The 19859-nt window shown below is 60.2% G+C and carries 20 protein-coding genes; 6 read left to right on the top strand and 14 right to left on the bottom strand.

Features of this window, described 5'->3' with window-relative positions:
* Positions 1–2: 2 nt before the first annotated feature.
* The 8 genes from RSB01_RS07015 to RSB01_RS06980 form a co-directional block, all read right to left on the bottom strand.
* Entirely contained in the window at positions 3–611 is a 609-nt protein-coding gene (locus RSB01_RS07015) for a uracil-DNA glycosylase family protein (protein ID WP_332591036.1), read from the bottom strand.
* Positions 595–906, bottom strand: a complete 312-nt coding sequence (locus RSB01_RS07010) for a DUF3253 domain-containing protein (protein WP_332591035.1) — start codon at positions 904–906, stop codon at positions 595–597. Before RSB01_RS07010 ends, RSB01_RS07015 begins: the two co-directional genes overlap by 17 nt.
* A gap of 104 nt (positions 907–1010) precedes the next feature.
* On the bottom strand, positions 1011–1625 hold the full coding sequence (locus RSB01_RS07005) for a glutathione S-transferase (protein ID WP_332591034.1): 615 nt from the start codon (positions 1623–1625) through the stop codon (positions 1011–1013).
* 59 nt (positions 1626–1684) lie between these two features.
* Positions 1685–2956, bottom strand: a complete 1272-nt coding sequence (locus tag RSB01_RS07000) for a nucleoside transporter C-terminal domain-containing protein (protein WP_332591033.1) — start codon at positions 2954–2956, stop codon at positions 1685–1687.
* A 98-nt stretch (positions 2957–3054) separates the two neighbouring features.
* Positions 3055–3642 (bottom strand): hypothetical protein, encoded by a 588-nt coding sequence (locus RSB01_RS06995; protein WP_332591032.1) that lies wholly within the window; start codon positions 3640–3642, stop codon positions 3055–3057.
* Positions 3639–4859: a M48 family metallopeptidase gene (locus RSB01_RS06990; RefSeq protein WP_332591031.1), complete on the bottom strand. Its 1221-nt coding sequence runs from the start codon at positions 4857–4859 to the stop codon at positions 3639–3641. The genes RSB01_RS06995 and RSB01_RS06990 overlap by 4 nt, the downstream gene beginning before the upstream one ends.
* Complete coding sequence (locus RSB01_RS06985) at positions 4846–5562, bottom strand: hypothetical protein (protein ID WP_332619398.1); 717 nt, start codon at positions 5560–5562, stop codon at positions 4846–4848. The genes RSB01_RS06990 and RSB01_RS06985 overlap by 14 nt, the downstream gene beginning before the upstream one ends.
* A gap of 138 nt (positions 5563–5700) precedes the next feature.
* Positions 5701–6579, bottom strand: coding sequence for a branched-chain amino acid aminotransferase (locus RSB01_RS06980; protein ID WP_332591029.1), 879 nt, complete (start codon positions 6577–6579; stop codon positions 5701–5703).
* A gap of 96 nt (positions 6580–6675) precedes the next feature.
* Here RSB01_RS06980 and RSB01_RS06975 point away from each other — a divergent pair, with 96 nt between their 5' ends.
* From RSB01_RS06975 to RSB01_RS06965, 3 genes are all read left to right on the top strand, one after another.
* Complete coding sequence (locus RSB01_RS06975; RefSeq protein WP_332619399.1) at positions 6676–7413, top strand: response regulator transcription factor; 738 nt, start codon at positions 6676–6678, stop codon at positions 7411–7413.
* 18 nt (positions 7414–7431) lie between these two features.
* Positions 7432–8784 (top strand): ATP-binding protein, encoded by a 1353-nt coding sequence (locus RSB01_RS06970; protein WP_332590135.1) that lies wholly within the window; start codon positions 7432–7434, stop codon positions 8782–8784.
* A 106-nt stretch (positions 8785–8890) separates the two neighbouring features.
* Positions 8891–9388 (top strand): hypothetical protein, encoded by a 498-nt coding sequence (locus tag RSB01_RS06965; protein ID WP_332590134.1) that lies wholly within the window; start codon positions 8891–8893, stop codon positions 9386–9388.
* Here the strand turns inward: RSB01_RS06965 and RSB01_RS06960 are convergent.
* The 3 genes from RSB01_RS06960 to RSB01_RS06950 form a co-directional block, all read right to left on the bottom strand.
* The gene (locus RSB01_RS06960) at positions 9378–10172 is read right to left on the bottom strand and encodes a pyrroline-5-carboxylate reductase dimerization domain-containing protein (RefSeq protein WP_332590133.1); all 795 of its coding nucleotides are present in this window, start codon (positions 10170–10172) and stop codon (positions 9378–9380) included. The two genes, RSB01_RS06965 and RSB01_RS06960, sit on opposite strands and share 11 nt — an antisense overlap.
* A 1-nt stretch (position 10173) precedes the next feature.
* Positions 10174–10677: a YbjN domain-containing protein gene (locus RSB01_RS06955; protein ID WP_332590132.1), complete on the bottom strand. Its 504-nt coding sequence runs from the start codon at positions 10675–10677 to the stop codon at positions 10174–10176.
* A gap of 91 nt (positions 10678–10768) precedes the next feature.
* On the bottom strand, positions 10769–11011 hold the full coding sequence (locus RSB01_RS06950; RefSeq protein ID WP_332590131.1) for an accessory factor UbiK family protein: 243 nt from the start codon (positions 11009–11011) through the stop codon (positions 10769–10771).
* A gap of 255 nt (positions 11012–11266) precedes the next feature.
* Here RSB01_RS06950 and lgt point away from each other — a divergent pair, with 255 nt between their 5' ends.
* From lgt to pgeF, 3 genes are read left to right on the top strand one after another with little or no spacing between them, the layout of a single operon-like run.
* Positions 11267–12136 carry a prolipoprotein diacylglyceryl transferase gene (gene lgt / locus RSB01_RS06945; RefSeq protein WP_332590130.1) on the top strand — a complete coding sequence of 290 codons (870 nt, stop codon included), beginning with the start codon at positions 11267–11269 and terminating at the stop codon, positions 12134–12136.
* A gap of 18 nt (positions 12137–12154) precedes the next feature.
* Positions 12155–13234 carry an SAM-dependent methyltransferase gene (locus RSB01_RS06940; protein WP_332590129.1) on the top strand — a complete coding sequence of 360 codons (1080 nt, stop codon included), beginning with the start codon at positions 12155–12157 and terminating at the stop codon, positions 13232–13234.
* The gene (gene pgeF / locus RSB01_RS06935) at positions 13231–13995 is read left to right on the top strand and encodes a peptidoglycan editing factor PgeF (protein WP_332590128.1); all 765 of its coding nucleotides are present in this window, start codon (positions 13231–13233) and stop codon (positions 13993–13995) included. The genes RSB01_RS06940 and pgeF overlap by 4 nt, the downstream gene beginning before the upstream one ends.
* Before the next feature lie 59 nt (positions 13996–14054).
* Here the strand turns inward: pgeF and lpxC are convergent, their stop codons facing one another.
* From lpxC to RSB01_RS06920, 3 genes are all read right to left on the bottom strand, one after another.
* Complete coding sequence (gene lpxC, locus RSB01_RS06930; protein WP_332625229.1) at positions 14055–14966, bottom strand: UDP-3-O-acyl-N-acetylglucosamine deacetylase; 912 nt, start codon at positions 14964–14966, stop codon at positions 14055–14057.
* Between the two features lie 198 nt (positions 14967–15164).
* A complete protein-coding gene (ftsZ, locus tag RSB01_RS06925) occupies positions 15165–16682 on the bottom strand; it encodes a cell division protein FtsZ (RefSeq protein ID WP_332625223.1) in 1518 nt (505 codons plus the stop codon).
* Positions 16683–16998: 316 nt separating this feature from the next.
* Positions 16999–19859 (bottom strand): TonB-dependent receptor (locus tag RSB01_RS06920; RefSeq protein ID WP_332625222.1); only part of this gene is annotated, 2861 nt, incomplete at its 5' end.

Here is a 19859-nt window from a genome sequence, read left to right as displayed (position 1 = left end):
GCCTAGACCAGAATCTGCCCCACACGCTCGCGTAATTGCGGCAGTACATCGGTTTCAAACCACGGATTGCGTTTCATCCATCCGGTCACGCGCCATGAAGGATGCGGCAGAGGCATAAGTTGCGGCCCGTACTCGCGCCATGCCCTGACCGTTTCGGTCATGTTTGCCTTGGCACGGTCTTTCAGGAACCAGTCGATCGAATAACTGCCGACCATCAAGATCAGCTTTTGCTCCGGCAGGGTGGCGAACAGCTTTTCACGCCACAGGGCCGCACAGCGCGGCGGTGGCGGATAGTCTCCGCCGCTCTTTCCATTCTTTTGGGTTTTGGTGCCGGGATAACAGAAGGCCTGCGGGGCAACGCCAAGTCGTCGATCACCATAAAAGGTGGTTTCGTCGATCCCCATCCAGTCGCGCAGGCGATCGCCGGACGGGTCCGTAAAGGGACGGCCACTTTCGTGAACACGCCGCCCCGGAGCCTGCCCACAGATCAGCAGGCGCGTTTCGGGAAAAACCCAGACCACCGGTCGGGGCGTGTGCGAAAATTCATGCGCACACGCCCGACAGGCGCGGATTTCAGACAGTAGGGTCTCTACGTCAGAAGTTGTCGTCATCCTCGGTTTCCACCTTGGGTGGCAACTTGGACAGGGCCAGTGCCGTCTCGTCTGCCGTCGGCAGACGCAGGCGCGTCACACCACGGAAGAGATCAGGGTCGACAACCTTGCCCTTCTTGGTGATGGTCAACTTGCCCTGACGCATCAGGGCCAGCGCCGCAGCGCGGACCTTGGGCAACATGCGCTGCCACTGCTCGGCTTGCAGGATTTTGGCAATTTCTGCCGGTTCGACGCTTTTGCCTTCACCCAGTTGGGCCAGACGGTCGAGGATTGCGGATTCGATAGGATCGCTCATGACCGCCTATATGCGCCAGTCACGGGCCGGAAGTAAGGCCCGACAGACATCGGGCCTCACGACAGCACGCAACTAGGGCGTCGGTGCAACGCCCCTATCTTGTCCTACAGGCCCGCCTTGGACGCCGGACGCAACAGGCACAGCTCCAGCCAGCGCTTCAGATGGGTGTATTCCTCGGACGGGCGATATTTGACCAGACGGCCAAAATCGATGCCGACAGCGGCAACAATATCGGCCATCGAGAAGCGGTCCGTCAGGTATTCGCTATTGGCCAGATGGCGATCCATCGCCTTCATGAACTTTTCTGCCCCCGCCTTGTTATAGGCCGCCACCTCGGGCTGCGGGGCTTCTAGAGCGGCCAGTGCGGGGTGCGTCATGCGCACATACATCATCATCGGATTGGACAGATAGATTTCGGCGCGGCGGGTCCACATCTCGATGACGGCCTGCTCGCGCGCGTCCACGCCAAACAGGTTCGGCTCCGGATAGAGCGCCTCCAGATAGCGGCTGATGGCGAGGGTTTCGGTAATGCAGGTCCCGTCGCCCATTTCCAGTCCCGGCAGATGCCCGAACCCGAATTTGGCCCGATATTCCGGCTGGCGATGCTCGCCCCCCAGCAGGTTCACATCGACGATCTCGATATCGTTGATGCCCTTTTCGGCCATGACCCAAGCCACGCGGCGCGGGTTGGGGGCCATTCGGGTCGTATAGAGTTTCATCTTTTCATCCCCAAAGAGCGGCCCCTTAAGGGACCGCGTTTTCTTTAAGGACGAACCTATCAGGCAAAAATGCTGCCCGGCAAGGCACCGACAATACAGGCCGTCATCATCGTGGCGAGGAAACCGCCCAGCAGGGCCTTCCACACCAGACCCAGAACCTCTTGACGGCGTTCTGGCAACAGCACCGACAAACCCGTCACCGTGATACCGACCGAGCCGATATTGGCAAAGCCGCACAGGGCATAGGTCATCAACATACGGGTGCGCTCGCTCATCGCTTCGTGTGCGATTTTGCCCAGTTCGATAAAGGCCACAAACTCGGTCAGGGTCAGTTTAACGCCCAGCAGCCAGCCGGCCTTGGACGCCTCGGCCCATTCCACACCGGTCAGCCATGCGACAGGTGCAAAGGCCACGCCCAGAATACGCTCCACCGACAACGGTGCGCCACCGATGGACAGACCGCCCAGCATAACATTGACCAGAGCCACCAGCGCCACGAACGTAATCAGCACCGCCGACACGTTCAACACCACCATCAGGCCGTCTGCCGTGCCCTTAACGATAGCGTCGATGGACGAGTCATATTTCAAAGCCGAGTTGTAGTCGGCGCTCTCGCCACCCTCGCCCGGCTTTTCGGGAATGATAATACGCGCCAGCAGCACCGCCGCCGGTGCCGAAACAATCGACGCCACCAGCACGTGTCCCGCCGCATTCGACAGAACCGGTGACAGGATGGTCGCATAGGCCACCATGGTCGAACCGGCCACCGTGCCCAGACCCACCACCATCATCAGGAAGATTTCGGAACGGCTCAGCTTGTCCAGATAGGCGCGGATAACCAGCGGGGTTTCCACCATGCCCAAAAAGATATTGGCCGCCACGGCCAGAGCCGAGGCCCCGCCCAGACCCATGGTCTTCTGGAATACAAAACCAAAACCCAGAGTAAGCCATTTGAGGATACGCCAGTGCCACAGCAGCGCCGACAGTGCCGAAATCACGATCACCAGCGGCAATACGTTAAAGGCAAAGGTGAACAATGCGCCGCGGTTTTCGACCGGATAGGGCTGGTCGCCCCCCGCCAGATAACCGAACACAAACTTGGTGCCCTCGTTTGTGGCGTGTTCCAGCCCCCGCACCGAATTATTGATGGCATCCAGAACCACCTGCGAGCCGGGAATGGCAAAGGTTGCCAGCACCAGCGCCGCCTGTAGCAACACCGCCCCGATCGCCAGACGCCACGGGAAACGCTTGCGGTTCTCGGAAATTGCCCAGCACAGGCCGATAATGGCGGCCAGACCCAGCAGGCTCTGAAGGTTCAGGAAGGTGAACATACGGACTCTCAGTGCCGACCAGTTCGGCGTTAAACCTGCTTGAACGACAGCACGGGCGTAGAGGCAACCCCCTACGCCCATTGTCGTAGCCAAACGGTTTACAAGCTAAGGCTGTCCATCGCCGCCAAAGCCGAGGCCTGCGACGCCGGATAGAAATGCTCGGCCGGTGCCAGATAGATGGCCACATAGGCCGCGCCGTCCTTGGCAACCAACTGACCAAAGCCCTTGATCTGTAGGCCCGCAGCGGTTGTTGCCGTCAGATCAAAGCGTACACCGCGTTGCTCTGAAACGGTGACGGGACGCGGGGACGCCGATTCAACACGCGTAAAACCATAGGCCTCTACGCTGTCGCGCACGAACTCGACCTGCTCCAGCACACCCATATCGGTGCGCCATGACGGCGTGGTTTTCTCGCGACGGCTGTTAGGACGGGCCAGAAACTGGCCTTCCTTGAGGCCTTCGCTCAGATAAAGGCTGTTCAAGGTCGGGCCGTCCAGCGTCAGCAGGCGGATACCCTTTTGCTGCGAGGTCACGGACGTAACGTCGTTCCAGCTACGGTCCAGCGTATAGGTGCCCTGCCCCACCTTGAGCGGCCCGCTGACCTCGGTGATCGATACACAGGCCGAGACCGCTGCCATCAGGGCCACGGCCGCGCCGATTTTCAAAGTCTTGTATAGTTTGCTCATGCTTTGTCCCCCTCGAGACGCGAAAGCTGCTCCTCGACGATCCACAGGTCGTCGGCTTGCGGAGCCAGCCGGATATATTGGGTAAGGGCTTCACGGGCCGCTCCGGTATTTCCGGTGCGGGCCTCCAGAGCGCCCAGTTCGCGATAGGCTGCGACCGGCACATCGGCATGTGCAACAGCCGCGCGGTAGGCTGTGACCGCCAGAAGGTCGTCCCCTTCTTCGCGGCGGCGGCGATAGACCTCGCCCTTATGGTAGTTGACGAGGCCAAGATCCTCACCGTCGGCACCCAGCCGGTCCAGCAGATGCAGAAGGCGGCCAAAATCGCGGTGGCGATGCTCGTCCTCGATCCAGCCTGCCAGATGCGGACGGATGATCGCGCGATACCGCTTGCGATCATCGGCGTCCGTGCCTGAAAAACCCAGCGCCTTGGCCTGAGTGCTCAATGCCGCAATACGCTCCACGGTCAAAGGGTGCGTACGGAAGGCCGATCCGGAAGCCTCGCTATTGCGGACACGACGGAAGCTGGACGCCGCCGTCTCGGCCTTCACATTTCCCCAGATCGACGCACCGGCAGACGCATCCAGACCTAGCCTGTGGACCATGTCCAACCCCATCTGGTCGGACTGGGATTCATGGCTTTGATTATAGCCCATATAGCCCGCCATACTGGACAGATAGACGGCATCGATCAGGGCGCTGACATCGACCTGATAATAGACGCCTGCGGTTGCAGCCCCCAGCGAGAACACCAGCAGGGCTGTGCTGGTATTCTTGAGGGTGCGTAGTCGCTCAAAGGAATGTTCCTCGAGGAAATGGCCGACCTCGTGGCCCAGCACAAAGGCCAGTTCGTCCTCGGTCGAGGCCCGCAGCATCAGGCCGGACCACACCTCGACATAGCCGTTCGGCATGGCCATGGCGTTGAACACCGGACGATCCATCACATAGACACGGATGTCCTTGCAGTGCTCGCCCGCCACACGACAGGTCAGGTCCGACACATAGGCATTCAGAGCCGGATCATTATTGCGGTCGCCGCGACGGCGGGCATAGGTTTCTGTCTCTTCGGACATGCCCCACAGCCCCGCCTCGGCCGTATTGGCCGCAGGCTGTTCACCGGGTGCCCGCACCTGCGTGGCCCACACCGTCGATGACGCCGCCATCAGCACCAGTGCCGAGGCTGCGCCCGCCATCAGCCGTGAAAGATCAGGGCGCGACATTCGGGTTTACGCTCAGCGGTGCATCCTTGAGCAGGCTCTCGACCAGCGACTGCGCACCGGCATCCTCGCGCATGTCGGCATTGGGACCGGCAACCGCATAGTTGACCCACATCACCTGTCCGGTCTTCAGGTCGACCAGAGAGGCCATGACCTGTTGCTGCCCCAGAGGAATACCGACCCCGAAGGCGCTGGCGACCACAAAGGCCGCCACACGGCCACCACTGGCATAGGTACCGTTACCCGAGATGAACAGGGCATAATCAGCGCCGAAATGCTGGCCCACCAGTTGCGAGCCCTCACCGATGCTCCACTCGAAATCATCTTTCTTGGTCGCCAGCTTGGCACCGGCATAGCCGTTATATTCGTGGGCGATAATGGCCTCGATGACGGCTTCGTTGACGCGCACCACCTGCCCCAGACGGCCCTCCATCAGGCCATCGACATTGCCCACCACAAATTTGTGGCTGTCCTGAACCATAGAGTTCTGAACATGGCGCAGCACATATTGGCGCGCCTGCTGGCTCCATTCCTCGCGCGGTTCGGTCACGCCGCCCGCTGTCAGCATACCCAGCTGGATACGCGGCTCGACAATCAGGATCGTGGCTCCGGCTTCGGGCGTGCGCACCGTATCGGCCTTGCGAACAGCCGTCGTGGTACAGGCCGCCATCATCAGGCACACAGCGGCAATAAGCAGACGTTTCATTCTTCCCCCGCCACGCTCATCGCGCGCAAATCATCACCCCCAGTGATATTTCCCCGCTACACCCGCCCCATTCTTGCCGCAATACAAAAACGGCAGGCTGTGAAGCCTGCCGTCAAGATATTCACAGAACTGTAAAGTTTACAGCTGGCCGCGTACCAGCTTGCCGTAATCGTCCATCAGGCCGAGGCTGATTTCAGCAGGCGTGAAGCGGAAATCGCCAACCTGCCCCACCGGCGTCACTTCTGCCGCCGAGCCGGTCAGGAAGCACTCGCTGAAGTCCGCCAGTTCTTCCGGCAGGATGTTGCGCACCACAACCTCGATGCCCTTGGCCTTGGCCAGTTCGATCACGGTCTGGCGGGTGATCCCGTCCAGAATGTTCGACACGTCCGGTGTATGGATCACGCCATCCTTGACGAAGAAGACATTGGCGCCGGTCGCCTCGGCCACATAGCCGCGCCAGTCCAGCATCAGGGCATCGTTAAAGCCGCGCTTTTCAGCGGCGTTCTTGGACATGGTACAGATCATATAAAGACCCGCAGCCTTGGCCGTCGAAGGGGCCGTCGCAGGGTCGGGACGGCGCCATTTGGCCCATTCCAGAGCAATGCCCTTTTTCTTCACTTCCGGATCGAAATAGGAAGGCCATTCCCATGCCGCGATCGCCACATGAACCTTGCTGTTGATCGACGATACCGAAAGTTGTTCCGCGCCCAGATAGGCAACCGGACGAATATAGCAGTCTGTCAGGCCGTTACGCGCACAGGTGTCCTTGCAGGCCTGATCAATCTCGGCCACGCTATAGGGAATCTCGAAGTCGAGCAGTTCGGCCGAGCGCTTCAGACGTTCGCTATGTGCGGTCAGTTTGAAAATCTCGCCATCGTACATGCGCTCGCCTTCAAAAACCGACGAGCCATAATGGAGGCCATGGGTCAAAACGTGCGTTTTTGCTTCGCGCCAGGGAACGAATTCCCCATCGAACCAAATCCAGCCGTCGCGATCATCGAAAGGAACAATGGCCATTGCAATACGATCTCCATGCACTGATGGCCGTTTTAGACTCTTATCGACGCCTTACGTCAACGCTGCAAACCACGAGTTTTCTTCCGGAGCCCCCCGTTGAGCCAAAATGACTATCGCAGCAACAGCCGGTCCGGTCCTGTCGCCGCCCCCGGCACCGGACGCCATCTGCTGGTTGTCGATGACGACGACCGCATCCGCGAGTTGCTCAAGGAGTTTCTGGCGCGCGAAGGCTATCGCGTAACCGGTGCCGCCCATGCGGGTGCCGCCCGCCGTCTGGTCGAGCTGATCGAGTTCGACCTGATCGTGCTGGACGTGATGATGCCCGGCGAAAGCGGCTTTGACCTGACCACATGGATTCGCTCGCAAGCGGCCCTGTCGAAAACGCCAGTCCTGCTGCTGACGGCAAAGGGCGATCCGAACGATCGCATCGAAGGTCTGTCGCGCGGTGCCGACGACTATATGTCCAAGCCGTTCGATCCGCGCGAACTGGCCCTGCGCATCGAGGCCATCCTGCGCCGCACCGGCGGCAAGCCGCTGACGGCCAAGGAAATCCACATGGGTCCGGCGGTCTTCAACATGGAACGTCTGGAACTGACCGTAAATGGCCAGCCCCAGCGCCTGACCGAGGCCGAGGCGCAACTGCTCAAGACCCTGGCCATCAGTGCTCACGCCCCCGTCGAGCGCATGGCCCTGTCGCCCGATACGGCCGACATCACCGGCCGAGCCGTGGATGTTCAGGTCACGCGCCTGCGCCGCAAACTGGAAGTGGACCCCAAGAATCCGCGCTATCTGCAAACCGTGCGCGGGATCGGCTATATGCTGGCCCCCGATTAACCGGCGGAGCTGGGTCCCATGCGGCTGACGCCGTTCAATGTCTGGGCGCGATGGATGAAGCGCCGTCTGCCGACTTCCCTATGGGGGCGGTCGCTGCTGATTATCATCATACCGGTGCTGATCATGCAGGGCGCAGTCACCTTCGTCTTCTTCGATGCCCACTGGCAGACTGTAACCTCGCGCCTGTCCGAAGGTCTGGCGGGCGATGTGGCATGGGCCGCTGAGTCCTATCGCGACGATCCCTCGCCTGAAAATCTGTCCGTCATTATGGACCGTGCCCAGCGCAATATGCGCCTGTCTATCGCCTTCCAGGAAGGCCGGACCCTGCCCGAGGAAAACCCGCGTGGTGCCCTCGGCGTCGTGGACCGCACGCTGGAAAAGGCCTTGGGATCGCGGCTGGAGCAGGACTTCTGGTACGATACCACCCGCTATCCGGCCTATGTCGATATTCGCGTTCAGGAACCGGACGGCGTCCTGCGCATCATCGCCCCGCGTGAGCGGGCCGTGGCCACACAGGCGCATATCTTTGTGCTGTGGCTGATGATCGCCACCGCCCTGCTGCTGGCCGTCGCCGTTATCTTTATCCGCAATCAGGTACGCTCCATCGAGCGTCTGGCCGCCGCTGCCGAGGCCTTTGGCCGTGGCGAGGCCGTCCCGCGCTTCAAGCCCAACGGGGCCCGCGAGGTGCGCGCCGCCGCACAGGCCTTCCTTGATATGCGCGAGCGTATCCAGCGCCATATCGACCAACGTACCGCCATGCTGGCCTCGGTCAGCCATGACCTGCGCACGCCTCTGACCCGCCTTCGTCTGGAACTGGCTCTGGCCCCGCCGTTCAAACGCGCCGAGTCCATGCGTCAGGACATGGACGAGATGGAGCATATGATTGACGAGTATCTGGCCTTTGCCCGTGGCGAGGCGGGAGAGCCGACCCAGAACGTCAATGTCCGCGACGTCCTCGAAAAAGCGGCCGAGGACGCCCGTCGTGCCGGTGCCGAGGTCGAGGTCATCGCCCCTGATGATCTCAGCATAGCGCTGCGCCCGATGGCCTTCCGTCGAGCCTTGAACAATCTGGCGGGTAATGCGGCCAGCCACGGCGAGAAGGTGCGCCTCTCGGCCCGCGACCTGCCGTCAGGGGGCGTAGAGATCATTATCGAGGATGACGGTCCGGGTATTCCCGACGACATGCACGAAGAAGCCTTCCGCCCCTTCTCGCGTCTGGACCCGTCACGCAGCCAGAACCGCAAGGGTGTGGGCCTCGGCATGGCCATTGCCCGCGATGTCGCGCGCGGTCATGGCGGCGACATCAGCTTGGGGCGCAGCGATATGGGTGGCCTCAAAGCCAGTATCCGCCTGCCCTCCGGCAAGGAATGATTGCGGCTGCTGGCTTAATATTTACGCTTGGCCCCTCTAGCGAAGCTGGCGATTTTACCCCATGTTTACAGTGTTCCAGGGGGGCCTGGACAAAAGGAGTGTTCTCATGCGTTCTTTCGCTAAAATGACACTGATGGCTTCCGCTCTGTCGCTTGTGACAGCCACTGCCGCACTGGCCCAGCCTGCGGCCATCAATGTTTCGATCAGCCCGGACTTCGCAGCCGATGCCGCCAAGCTGGGCGAGCGTGATGTCAACGAGCAGGTTGCCGATCTGACCCGTCAGGTCGAGCGCACCCTCAACAACAGCGATGCGCTGGACGGTGCCGTCATCAATCTGGTCATCACCGACCTGAAACCGAACCGCCCGACCATGCAGCAACTGACCGACCGTCCGGGTCTGGACAGCATGCGCAGCCTGTCCGTTGGCGGTGCCGCCGTTGAAGGCGACGTCACGCTGGCCGATGGCACCAAACAGGACGTGAAGTTCAAATACTATAGCACCGACATTCGCGATGCCGTGGGTGCAGCCATCTGGACAGACGCCAACCGCGCCTATAGCCGGCTGGCCCGCAATCTGGCCGAGGGGCGCTTTGTTACCCGCTAAGCTCGGTTGATTTATCGACTGCAGCCTTTACGGCGCCTTTGACCGGACGGTCGAGGGCGCCGTTTTCGTTCAACACCACAAGGCCAGCCTGCGTCACACCGCCCGGCGAAGCCACACGGTCGATCAGCGTATCAAGGGCCTCGTCGCCCACCACACCGGCCGCTGCCGAACGCAAGGTCGCGCGGGCCAGCTTCACGGCGACGTCTTCCGGCAAGCCCTCGGCGACGCCCGCCTGTGCCAGCGCACGCGTAAAGGCAAAGAAATAGGCCGGACCACAGCCCGAAACTGCCGTGGCCGCATGCATCAGGTCCTCAGAGGTCAGAACCGCCGTCTCGGCCATCGGCGCAAACAGGGCCAGCCCCGTATCCAGAGCAGCCTGATCCGAAGACCACAGGCTGGCCACGCCCTGCCCCTGCGCCACGCCGGTCGTCGGCATGACACGCACAACGGCACGGCCTTCAAAGCCTTGCGAGATGGTGTGTTCCGGTACGCCCGCCATGACCGAGACGATCACGCAGTCCTTGTTCAGGTGCGCCAGAACCGGCTGGCTGGCCTGCGCCCATTTGGCAGGCTTTACGCCAATCACAAACGCCTTGGCATCGGCCAAAGCTTCCAGCGGCGGATTGATCCGTGCGCCCAGCGCGCGGGCCTTTTCGGCCACCGGCTTTTCGCTGGGGGTCAGGATAATCAGGTCTTTGGGGTCAACCGCACCCGTCAACAGCCACCCTTCAAGGATAGCCGAACCCAGACGACCAACCCCTTGAAGAACAACTGTACCGGACATTTTATGCGTTACCCACGGTTTCAAACAGACAGGCATCGATGGCTTCCTGCGGCTTCTTGGAGCCACGGGCCATAAAGTCGAATGCCGGATAATAACGATCGGCAGCCTCGACGGCTGCATCGATCATGGAAGCCGCCTGTGCCAGCGTCGGACGCTCGCCATGCGGCAGGGCCAGTGCGTGGCGAAAAACGATCTCGCCCTCGTCAGGCCAGATCTCGAAATGGCCCAGCCATGTGCGCTGGTTGATCATCGAGGCCAGCTCATAAGCTGCGGCGCGACGGGTCTTGGCGACACGCAGGTCCAGTGCGAGGCACAGTTGCAGACAGTCGCCCTCGGGGCGCCATGCAAACCACAACTCGTAGTCTTTCCAGCTACCTGCCAAAGCAAAAGCCAGATCGCCTTCATCCGTACGATCGAACGGCAGGTTCTCCGCAACAAGAACGTGTTCAACCACATCCAGCGGATCAAAAGGCAGTTCGACCTCGTCGGGTCTAGCAGCATCCATCAGGGCTTCAACTTCTCATACTTGGGCGACTCAACTGCACCGCCAAGGCAACGGTAGGCGTGTTCTGAGATTCGGCTCAACAGAGCGAATCTTACGACTCTGTGGACGGGTTGTTATTCTCGCCCTTCAGAGCCGCGATTTCGGCACGCAAGGCGGAAATTTCGGCTTTCAGGACATCGAACTCGTCGCGACGGACCAGATCCATCTCGGCAACAAGGCGATCAGCCTGTGCGCGCCATGCGGTTTTCGCCTCTTCGCCAGCCGCCTGGGCCAGACCCATAGCGCCTGTTGTCATCTTGGCGATTTCATCGAGGATTGGATTACGGGTTTGCATCTAGGCCTCCCATCCGGTCGGGTTAACAAAAGCTCACCCGATTTGGTGAACGAAACCTTTCAATCTGCTGCTTCGCTGCTTTGCACAAGCCGAATGACAAATTTCGAAGTTTTGCAGAAAACCTGCTGAAAGCTTAGAATTTCAAACCATTCACAGCCCACAGCGATCGTTTGACGCGCTTGCCGCCACGCACGGGCGACGTGTATTCTTTGGCTTGCTATAGAGGTCATCCAGATCCAGCAGGAGCCAACCCCTTTGCCCTTCCCCGAATTCGATCCGGTCCTGATCCATCTCGGCCCCCTACCGATCCGCTGGTACGCGCTGGCCTATATTGCCGGCATCGTGCTGGGCTGGTGGTATGCCGCCAAGCTGGTCAAAACCCCGCGCCTGTGGGCAGGGGGCAAGGCACCGATCACAGGACCGCAACTGGATGATCTGGTGTTCTGGCTGGTTCTGGGCGTGATCCTTGGCGGTCGCCTCGGCTATGCCCTCTTCTATCAACCGCAACTGTTCACCCAGATTTTCACCGGCAGTTCCATCGGCGAGCGGCTTGAACTTCTGCAAATGTGGACCGGCGGTATGAGCTTCCACGGCGGCTTCCTCGGCGTGGTGGTCGCGGCCATCATATTTGCGTGGAAGAAGGGTATTAACCCCTTAAGCCTCGGCGATGTGATTGCGCCTGTGGCCCCGATCGGCCTTTTGTTTGGCCGCCTTGCCAACTTTATCAATGGCGAACTGTGGGGCCGCGAGACGACGGTGCCGTGGGCGATCCGTTTCTGTAACGACAAGATCCTCGAAACCTATGGCTATTGCCCCGCAGGCGATGTGCCGCGTCACCCCAGCCAGCTTTATGAAGCGGGCCTCGAAGGTCTGTTGCTGCTGATCATCATGGGTGTGGCCATCTGGTCGTTCGGTGCGCTCAAGCGGCCGGGTCTGGTCATCGGCCTTTTCCTTACAGGATATGGCCTGTCGCGTGCCGCGCTGGAAAATGTACGCCAGCCGGACGCCCATCTGTCCAACCTGCCGTTCGGTCTGACCATGGGGATGATCCTGTCTATCCCGATGGCACTGGCCGGTATCTATCTGATTGTGCGGGCGCTCAAGCGTCCCGCACTTCAGGACTAAAGGGCTTAGGACCAAGCCATGAGTGACAGCTTGAAAGACAGACTGGTCAGGGAAATCCTCCTGACCGGCCCTATGACCGTTGCCGATTATGTGACGCGCTGCCTGCATGACCCCAAGGGGGGCTATTACGCCACCCGTCCGGCGCTAGGGGAGCGCGGCGACTTCATCACCGCCCCGATGGTCAGCCAGATGTTCGGCGAACTGATCGGCCTGTGGGCTGTCGAGACATGGCAACGTCTGGGCGCACCTGAAAAGGTGCGTCTGGTCGAGGTCGGCCCCGGTGACGGCACCTTGATGAGCGACGCTCTTCGCGCCGCCCGTCTGGCCCCCGCCTTCCTAGAAGCGGCCGAGCTGATCCTGATCGAGCCCAGCCAGCCCCTGCGCCGCGAGCAGGAAAAGCATCTGGCCGATCACGACCTGTCACCCCGCTGGGTGCGCAGTCTCAATCAGGTCGAAACCGACGCCCCTGTCATCCTGATCGCCAACGAGGTTCTGGACTGCCTGCCCGCCCGTCAGTTCGTGCGCACCGAAGGCGGTTGGGCCGAGCGCCGCATCGGCGTGAACGACGCCAACGAGCTGATCTTTGGCCTGACCGCCATCAATGACGGCTTTGAGACGCCGGACATGGATATCGAGATTGGACAGGTTCTGGAGATATCCGAACAACAGGCCGGTTTTGCCCGCGATGTCGCGACCCTGATCGCGCAAGCCTCGGGGGCCGCCCTGCTGATCGACTATGGCCGTGCCAAGCCCGAGGCGGGCGATACCCTGCAAGCCCTCAAGCGCCACACCAAGGTTGGCCCCTTGGACGAACCGGGCGAAGCGGACCTGACGCAATGGGCCGACTTCCCGCTGGTACAAGAAGCCGCCGTGCGTAGCGGTGCCGACGTCACCGGCTGCATCACTCAAGGCCAGCTTCTGGGCCGTCTGGGCATCGAGCACCGCGCCGCCAGCCTCGCCCGCGCCCGTCCAGAGGCCGAAGGCATCATCCGTCGCCAGTTCGAGCGCCTGACCAGCCACGACCAGATGGGCGAACTGTTTAAAGCTGCGGCTATCTTCTCGCCGCGTAGCCTGACCGTTCCGGGATTTGAAGCATGACCCCCATCACCCATCCCCTGCTCGACAAGTCCGGTATCAAACACGGCTTCTTCACCCGTGAAGGCGGTGTCTCCGAAGGCCTATATGAAGGCCTGAACTGCGGTGTCGGCTCCAAGGATGATCCGGCCAAGGTGTTCGAGAACCGCCGCCGCGTCGCCGAATGGTTTGGCCGCAGCAGTGACGATCTGTGCGGCTGCTATCAGGTCCACTCGGCCATTGCCGTGGTGGCCGATGACGGCTGGAAGGGCGAACGCCCCCAAGGCGATGCCGTCGTCACCAAGGTGCGCGGTCCTGTGGCCACGGTACTGACCGCCGACTGCGCCCCCATCCTGTTTGCGGATGCGCAGGCCGGTATCGTCGCCACCGCCCATGCGGGCTGGAAAGGTGCCCTTGGCGGCATCATAGCCGCCACCGTCGAAGCCATGAGCGTATTGGGCGCAGACCCGCGCCGCATCAGTGCCGTGGTCGGCCCCTGCATCTCGCAAGCCTCCTATGAAGTCGGTGCCGACTATCAGGCCCGCTTTGCGCTTGAGGCCGCCGGTAGCGAGCGTTTCTTTGCCGAAGGCACCAGCCCCGACAAACGCCAGTTCGACCTGCCCGGCTTTGTGCTGTGGCGTCTGGAACAGGCGGGGGTGGCCGATGCCGCATGGACAGGCCACGACACCCGCACAGACGAGGCCCTGTTCTACTCAAACCGCCGCGCCTTCCTGAAGGGCGAACCGGACTTTGGACGCCTGATCGGGGCCATCAGCCTGACCTGACAAAAAGGCCCGCCGGTTTCACACCGGCGGGCCTTTTCAAATCTGGTAGAACAGGGGACTTAGCCTGCCATCGCCATCTGCGGCACCTTGGTGGTGACACGCCATGCCTTGGGATTGGCCAGCAGAGCGCGAACCAGCTTGTTGTTCAACTGGTGACCGGCCTTATAGCCTTCGTAGCGGCCCATCAGAGGCGCACCCAGCACATACAGGTCGCCAATGGCGTCCAGTGCCTTATGGCGCACAAATTCGCGTTCCATGCGCAGGCCACCCGGATTGAGGATTTCCTCGCCGTCGATCACGACAGCATTTTCCAGCGATCCGCCACGCGCCAGACCAGCCTGACGCAGGGCCTCGACCTCATGGGCGAAACCAAAGGTGCGGGCCGACATGATCTCGTTGCGGAAGGTGTCTTCGTTGACCACGAAATCCACCACCTGATTGCCGATCACAGCCGTATCGAAATCAATCTCGAAACGCATTTCGAAACGCTCGCACGGCAGCAGGGTGGCGTGCTTGTCCCCCTCTTCGACGCGGATCGGTTCCAGAATCTCGATGAACTGGCGCGGCTGTTCCTGACGACGGAAACCAGCACGATCCAACAATTGCACGAACGGCAGAGCCGAACCATCGAGGATCGGCAGCTCTGGACCATCCACCTCGATCACGGCATTGGAAATGCCCAGCGCCGACAGCGCCGCCATCAGGTGCTCGATAGTCGACAGACGCACATCGGCAGCATTGGCGATCATGGTGTTCAGGCGCGCATCGACAACAGCCTCGCCCGAGACGGGGATACGGTTGTCACGATCCTTGATGTCCGTGCGGACAAACACGATCCCCTGCCCTGCAGCCGCAGGACGCACCATCAAACGCACGCGACGACCGGTATGGACGCCGACACCCGCACAAATGGCAGGGGCGATGATTGTATGCTCGAAGGGGTCGTTAAAGACCGTCACGCTTGGACTCATCACTACGCGTGCCGCGAACGGACAACGCTGGAAGATGGCATTTAACCAAAGCGGTGCCATCAAGAAATGAAAGTCCAGTTTCGGATTGTTTCGAAATCACGACAGCTTGCAACAATAGGTCCGATCCATTGCGTCGCATCCGGACATGAAAAAAGCCCCGCATTTCTGCGAGGCTTTAATCTTGTTTGACCGCTTGGATCAGTTGGCCAGGCGACGAAGGAAGGACGGGATTTCCAGATCGTCATCATCGGCATAACCGCGCTGGTGATCCTGAACCTGCGGCTGGACCGACTGGGTCTGGCGCAGTTGCTGGGTCGTGCGGTTGTTCGAAGACGGCGGCGGCGAATAGGTCGGCTGCTGCGGTTGGGCGCGACGGCGACCAAACAGCGACCAGCCACTGCGGCGGTGCGAGTCTTCGTAATATTCTTCCTGAGGCTCTTCGCGTTGCGGCTTGGCCTCGGGACGACGCGGTTCACGCTCGGCATACAGGTCGCCCTGCTCCTGCTGGGCGGCAACACCACGGTGGCTGGTTTCGAACTCTTCGACCCAAGGATCGACGATCGGCTCCAGATTACGCGGCGCGTCGTGGATAACCGGCTCGGGCGCGCGGGCCACTTGCGGCTCCGGTTGCGGTGCCGGCTGTGCAGCCAGAGGCTCGATGCGGACTTCGTTACGCGGTGCCGGAGCAGCCGGTTGTTCCGGCTGGCGACGGTTCAGGGTCGAAGCAACCGGCTCGATCTGCTGAATGGAAGCTTCGTCCATGCCGGTGGCAACCACCGAGACGCGGATCTTGCCTTCAAGAGCCGGATCGAACGCGGCACCGAAGATGATGTTGGCATCCCCGTCGACTTCAGCAGCGATAGCGTTGGCAGCCTCGTCCACTTCCAGCAGGGTCATGTCCATGCCGCCGGTGATGTTGACCAGAACGGCCTTGGCACCTTGCAGGCTGGTTTCATCCAACAGCGGGTTGGCAATGGCGTTCTGTGCGGCCAGCAGGGCGCGGTCGTCGCCCGTGGCTTCGCCAGTGCCCATCATGGCCTTGCCCATTTCGCTCATCACAGCGCGGACGTCGGCAAAGTCGAGGTTGATCAGACCCGGCAGGATCATCAGGTCGGTGATCGAGCGCACGCCCGAGTGCAGCACCTGGTCCGCCATCTGGAAGGCGTCGGCAAAGGTGGTGCGTTCGTTGGCGACGCGGAAAAGGTTCTGGTTCGGAATAACGATCAGGGTGTCGACATAGCGTTGCAGCTCGGCGATGCCCGCATCGGCCAGACGCATGCGGTGGCGGCCTTCGAAGGTGAAGGGCTTGGTCACAACGCCAACGGTCAGGATGCCGCGATCACGCGCGCATTTGGCAATGACCGGAGCGGCACCGGTACCCGTACCACCGCCCATACCGGCAGTGATGAACACCATGTGCGCGCCTTCGAGGTGCGCGTGGATTTCGTCGGCCGATTCCTCGGCGGCATTCATGCCAACCTCGGGATGGGCGCCAGCGCCCAGACCCTGGGTAATGGTGTCACCCAACTGGATACGGCGGTCGGTCTTCGCAAAGCTCAGATGCTGGGCATCTGTGTTGGCACAAACGAATTCGACGCCTTCCAGCCCCGAGTCGATCATGTTGTTGACAGCGTTACCACCTGCACCACCGACGCCGAACACGACGATACGCGGCTTCAGTTCTGTGGCTTGCGGCTTAACCAGCGAGAGTGACATTGTTTTCCGACCTTCCGACCCTGCCCATTAAACCCAACACAACCCCCGCCGAATCGCATTGGTTATGAGCGGGTTAATAAAACACCCGACATCGTTAACGGACTATTACCGATCTATATATGAGTCGGATCACAAGAAAGCCCTCCGAGTGCATGTTTTTGCACCTAAGGTTGATTTAAATGCGCGCCCTCCGGGCCCTTCTGCTCGCTACCAGGCCCGACTTTCTAGGGCTCAAGAGCCTCGCTGATATCTTTATTTCAAATAAATAGGGGCGGCAGTTTGCACTGCCGCCCCAAGTTTTCTGATTTTAATCGGATCAGAAAGTTTTGCCGAAGCTGATCGACATACGACGACCGCGCATATCGTAACCGTTCAGTGCAGCATTACCCGTGCGGAACATGCCAGCGCCCACCATCGGCGGAGCCTTGTCCCAGATGTTCTGCATACCGACGGTCATATTCCAGCCATCACCACGATAGCGGACAGAAGCCGAATGCGTGTCGTGTAGCGGGGTACGCAGCACATAACGCGAGCAATACGAGTTAGGCAGGTCACAGTTCGTCGAGTTAATGCCTGCTGGCAGGTTCGCATACTTCGAGTTAGAGAAGATATCGCCACCATTCTTATCTACGTCCGAAGAACGGCCGATGAAGGTGATGCCGTAGTAGTAGCCCCAGTTACCGCGGTCCAGGTTGAATGCCAACTGGCCGGTATAACGCGGACCATTATAGTTGAAGCTGTTACCCAGATACTCAGTAGTCACACCTTCGAAGGTTTCACTGTCTTCCATCTTGTAGCTATTTTGCGACGAGATGGTCAGGCGACCCAGATTCAAGAAGTCAAAGGCCCAGTTCAGCGAAACATCAATACCGCGATAGTTTTGCTCGGCTACGTTGACATAGGCATCGTTGACGCTGGCAAGTTTGCCGTCATCACTGGCACCAGGATTACGAACACGCTCATACAGCTTGCAATAACCCGAATCCAGAGCCCCTACAGACGACTGCTCATAGCAACGCTCGATGATAGCGTTAGCTCCCAGACGGGACACAGCATCCTCGATCTTGAACTCCCAATAATCGATGGCGATATTCAGGCCCGAAACACCGGCAAACTGCGGCTGCAGGATCAGGCCGACGCTGAAGCTTTCAGCCGTTTCGGCTTCGAGCAGGTCACGACCACCAACAGTCGCAACGGCAACACTCGAACCACCCGTGGTGATCGAGGCGTTGTCCAGAATACAACCGGCCAAGATCTTAGGATCAATGGAGTTGGCTTCGGTGTAATCGTAGCACGGGTCCGCCGCAGACTGGCCTTGATAACCGACCTGAGCACCGAGGAACTGTTCATACAGAGCCGGAGCGCGGAACGATGTGCCGTAGCTGGAACGCAGACGAACCGACGGCGTCATCTGCCAGTTTACACCGGCCTTGTAGGTCAGGCTGTCGCCATACGAATCGTAATCCGAATAGCGACCCGACACGTTCAGGCTCAGGTTTTGAGCGAGCGGCATGTCACGCAGAAGCGGCAGATCGAATTCTGCGAACACCTCTTTGACCGTGTCGTCGCCCTTGGTTTGGCCCGCCGTCGAGTACAGAGCCACGTTACGGCTGCGCGCCTGAAGCCCCGGCAAATCATCCAGTTTTTCTTGGCGAATTTGAGCGCCGAAGGCCGCACCAACCGGGCCAGCCGGCAGGTTGAACAATTCCGGCGTCGAGATCACAGCTTCAACATAGGCGTGATCGTAACGCGTGGTGTGATCCTCGTCAAAGAAGAGGAAGTTACGCTCTGCGTCTGTGAAATTGCCCGTCAGAACACGTTCATCTGTCCACGCCAAACCGTTCGGAAGGTCCGAGCAGTTGAAGTTCGAGACATTGCCGCCAGCAGGATTTTGCTCACAGGCAACACCTGGGCTCGATACAGCAAGCAGACGATCCAGATAGATACGCGGGCCATTGTTATAAACGGCGTCCGACAGCGTGTACTGGCCGTAAACGTCCCAGTCCCACTTACCCATGTTGCCCTTCAGGCCCAGGATACCGCGATAATAGTCAATGTCCTGGAACGAGCTCGATTCATAGATGCCGACCGGCTGGATACGCTGACCGAACGGGTTGTTCGGGTTCGTGGCAGCGACAGCGTTATCAGCGCCATAAAGGGTGCTGAGCTGTGCGAAGCTCGGGAACACCTGTCCTACGCCAATCTGGCTCGATTTGCGCTTGTTGTAGAGGAGCTCGCCGTAAACTTCGACATTTTCCGTCAGCTTATAACCGCCGGTGAAGTATGCCGAATAGCGCTCTTGCGGAGACACGACTGTTGAGTTTTGGTAGTAGTCGTTATCCGAGGGCGTATACAGGAAGGTATCCGGATAGCCTGCGCGGTTGAAGCGGGCCCAACCGGCAAACGCAGAGTTATTACCCTCTGCTGCAGTCGGATATTGATACCCCGGCTGTGTCCGCACAAGGCTCATAGGCGTACCCAGCAGGGCCACATAGTTGCTGTTAATATTGTAGCACTTGTACTCGCCGGTCTTCGGATCGATGTAGTCCTGACGCTCGCCAGTACGCGGATCGAAGGTGTAATCCGTTGTACAGCTGGTATAATCGCGGTCTTTACGCAGCTGCGCCTTGGATTCGAAGTACTCGAGGCTGAGGTTTGCGTAGCCACGATCGAAGACACGACCGATTGCGCCATCCAGACGCACCTGCTCGCCGCCACCATCAAATGGCGCAGCATAGAATGCGTTCATACGCGCACCATCCAGATCGGTACGGGTGATGATGTTGATAACACCAGCCACAGCGTCCGAACCGTAGATGGACGATGCACCGTCCTTCAGGATTTCTGTACGTTCAACCATCGAACCCGGGATCACGCCGAGGTCGAAAGCCTGAACTTGACCACGGGTACCCGACGGGCCCGCACGACGGCCGTTCAGGATGGTCAGGGTACGTTGCGGACCAGCGCCACGCAGTGCCACCGATTGGGTACCGCCACCACCTGCAGTTACGAAGCCCGTAAGCTGGTCATTCAACTGGAATGACGACAGAGCCAAGGTGGATTGCAGGATGGTCTGGGCGACATCCGGCTGACCACGCAACTCTGCTTCAGCACTCGACAGCACCTGGACCGGCGAAGCGCTGGTGAATTCCTTGTTACGAATACGCGAACCCGTAA

The sequence above is a fragment of the Brevundimonas sp. genome (genome assembly GCF_036659295.1).
GTDB lineage: Bacteria > Pseudomonadota > Alphaproteobacteria > Caulobacterales > Caulobacteraceae > Brevundimonas.
The sequence above is the reverse complement of the archived record's forward strand: the minus strand, read 5'-3'. Positions and strand labels throughout refer to the sequence as shown.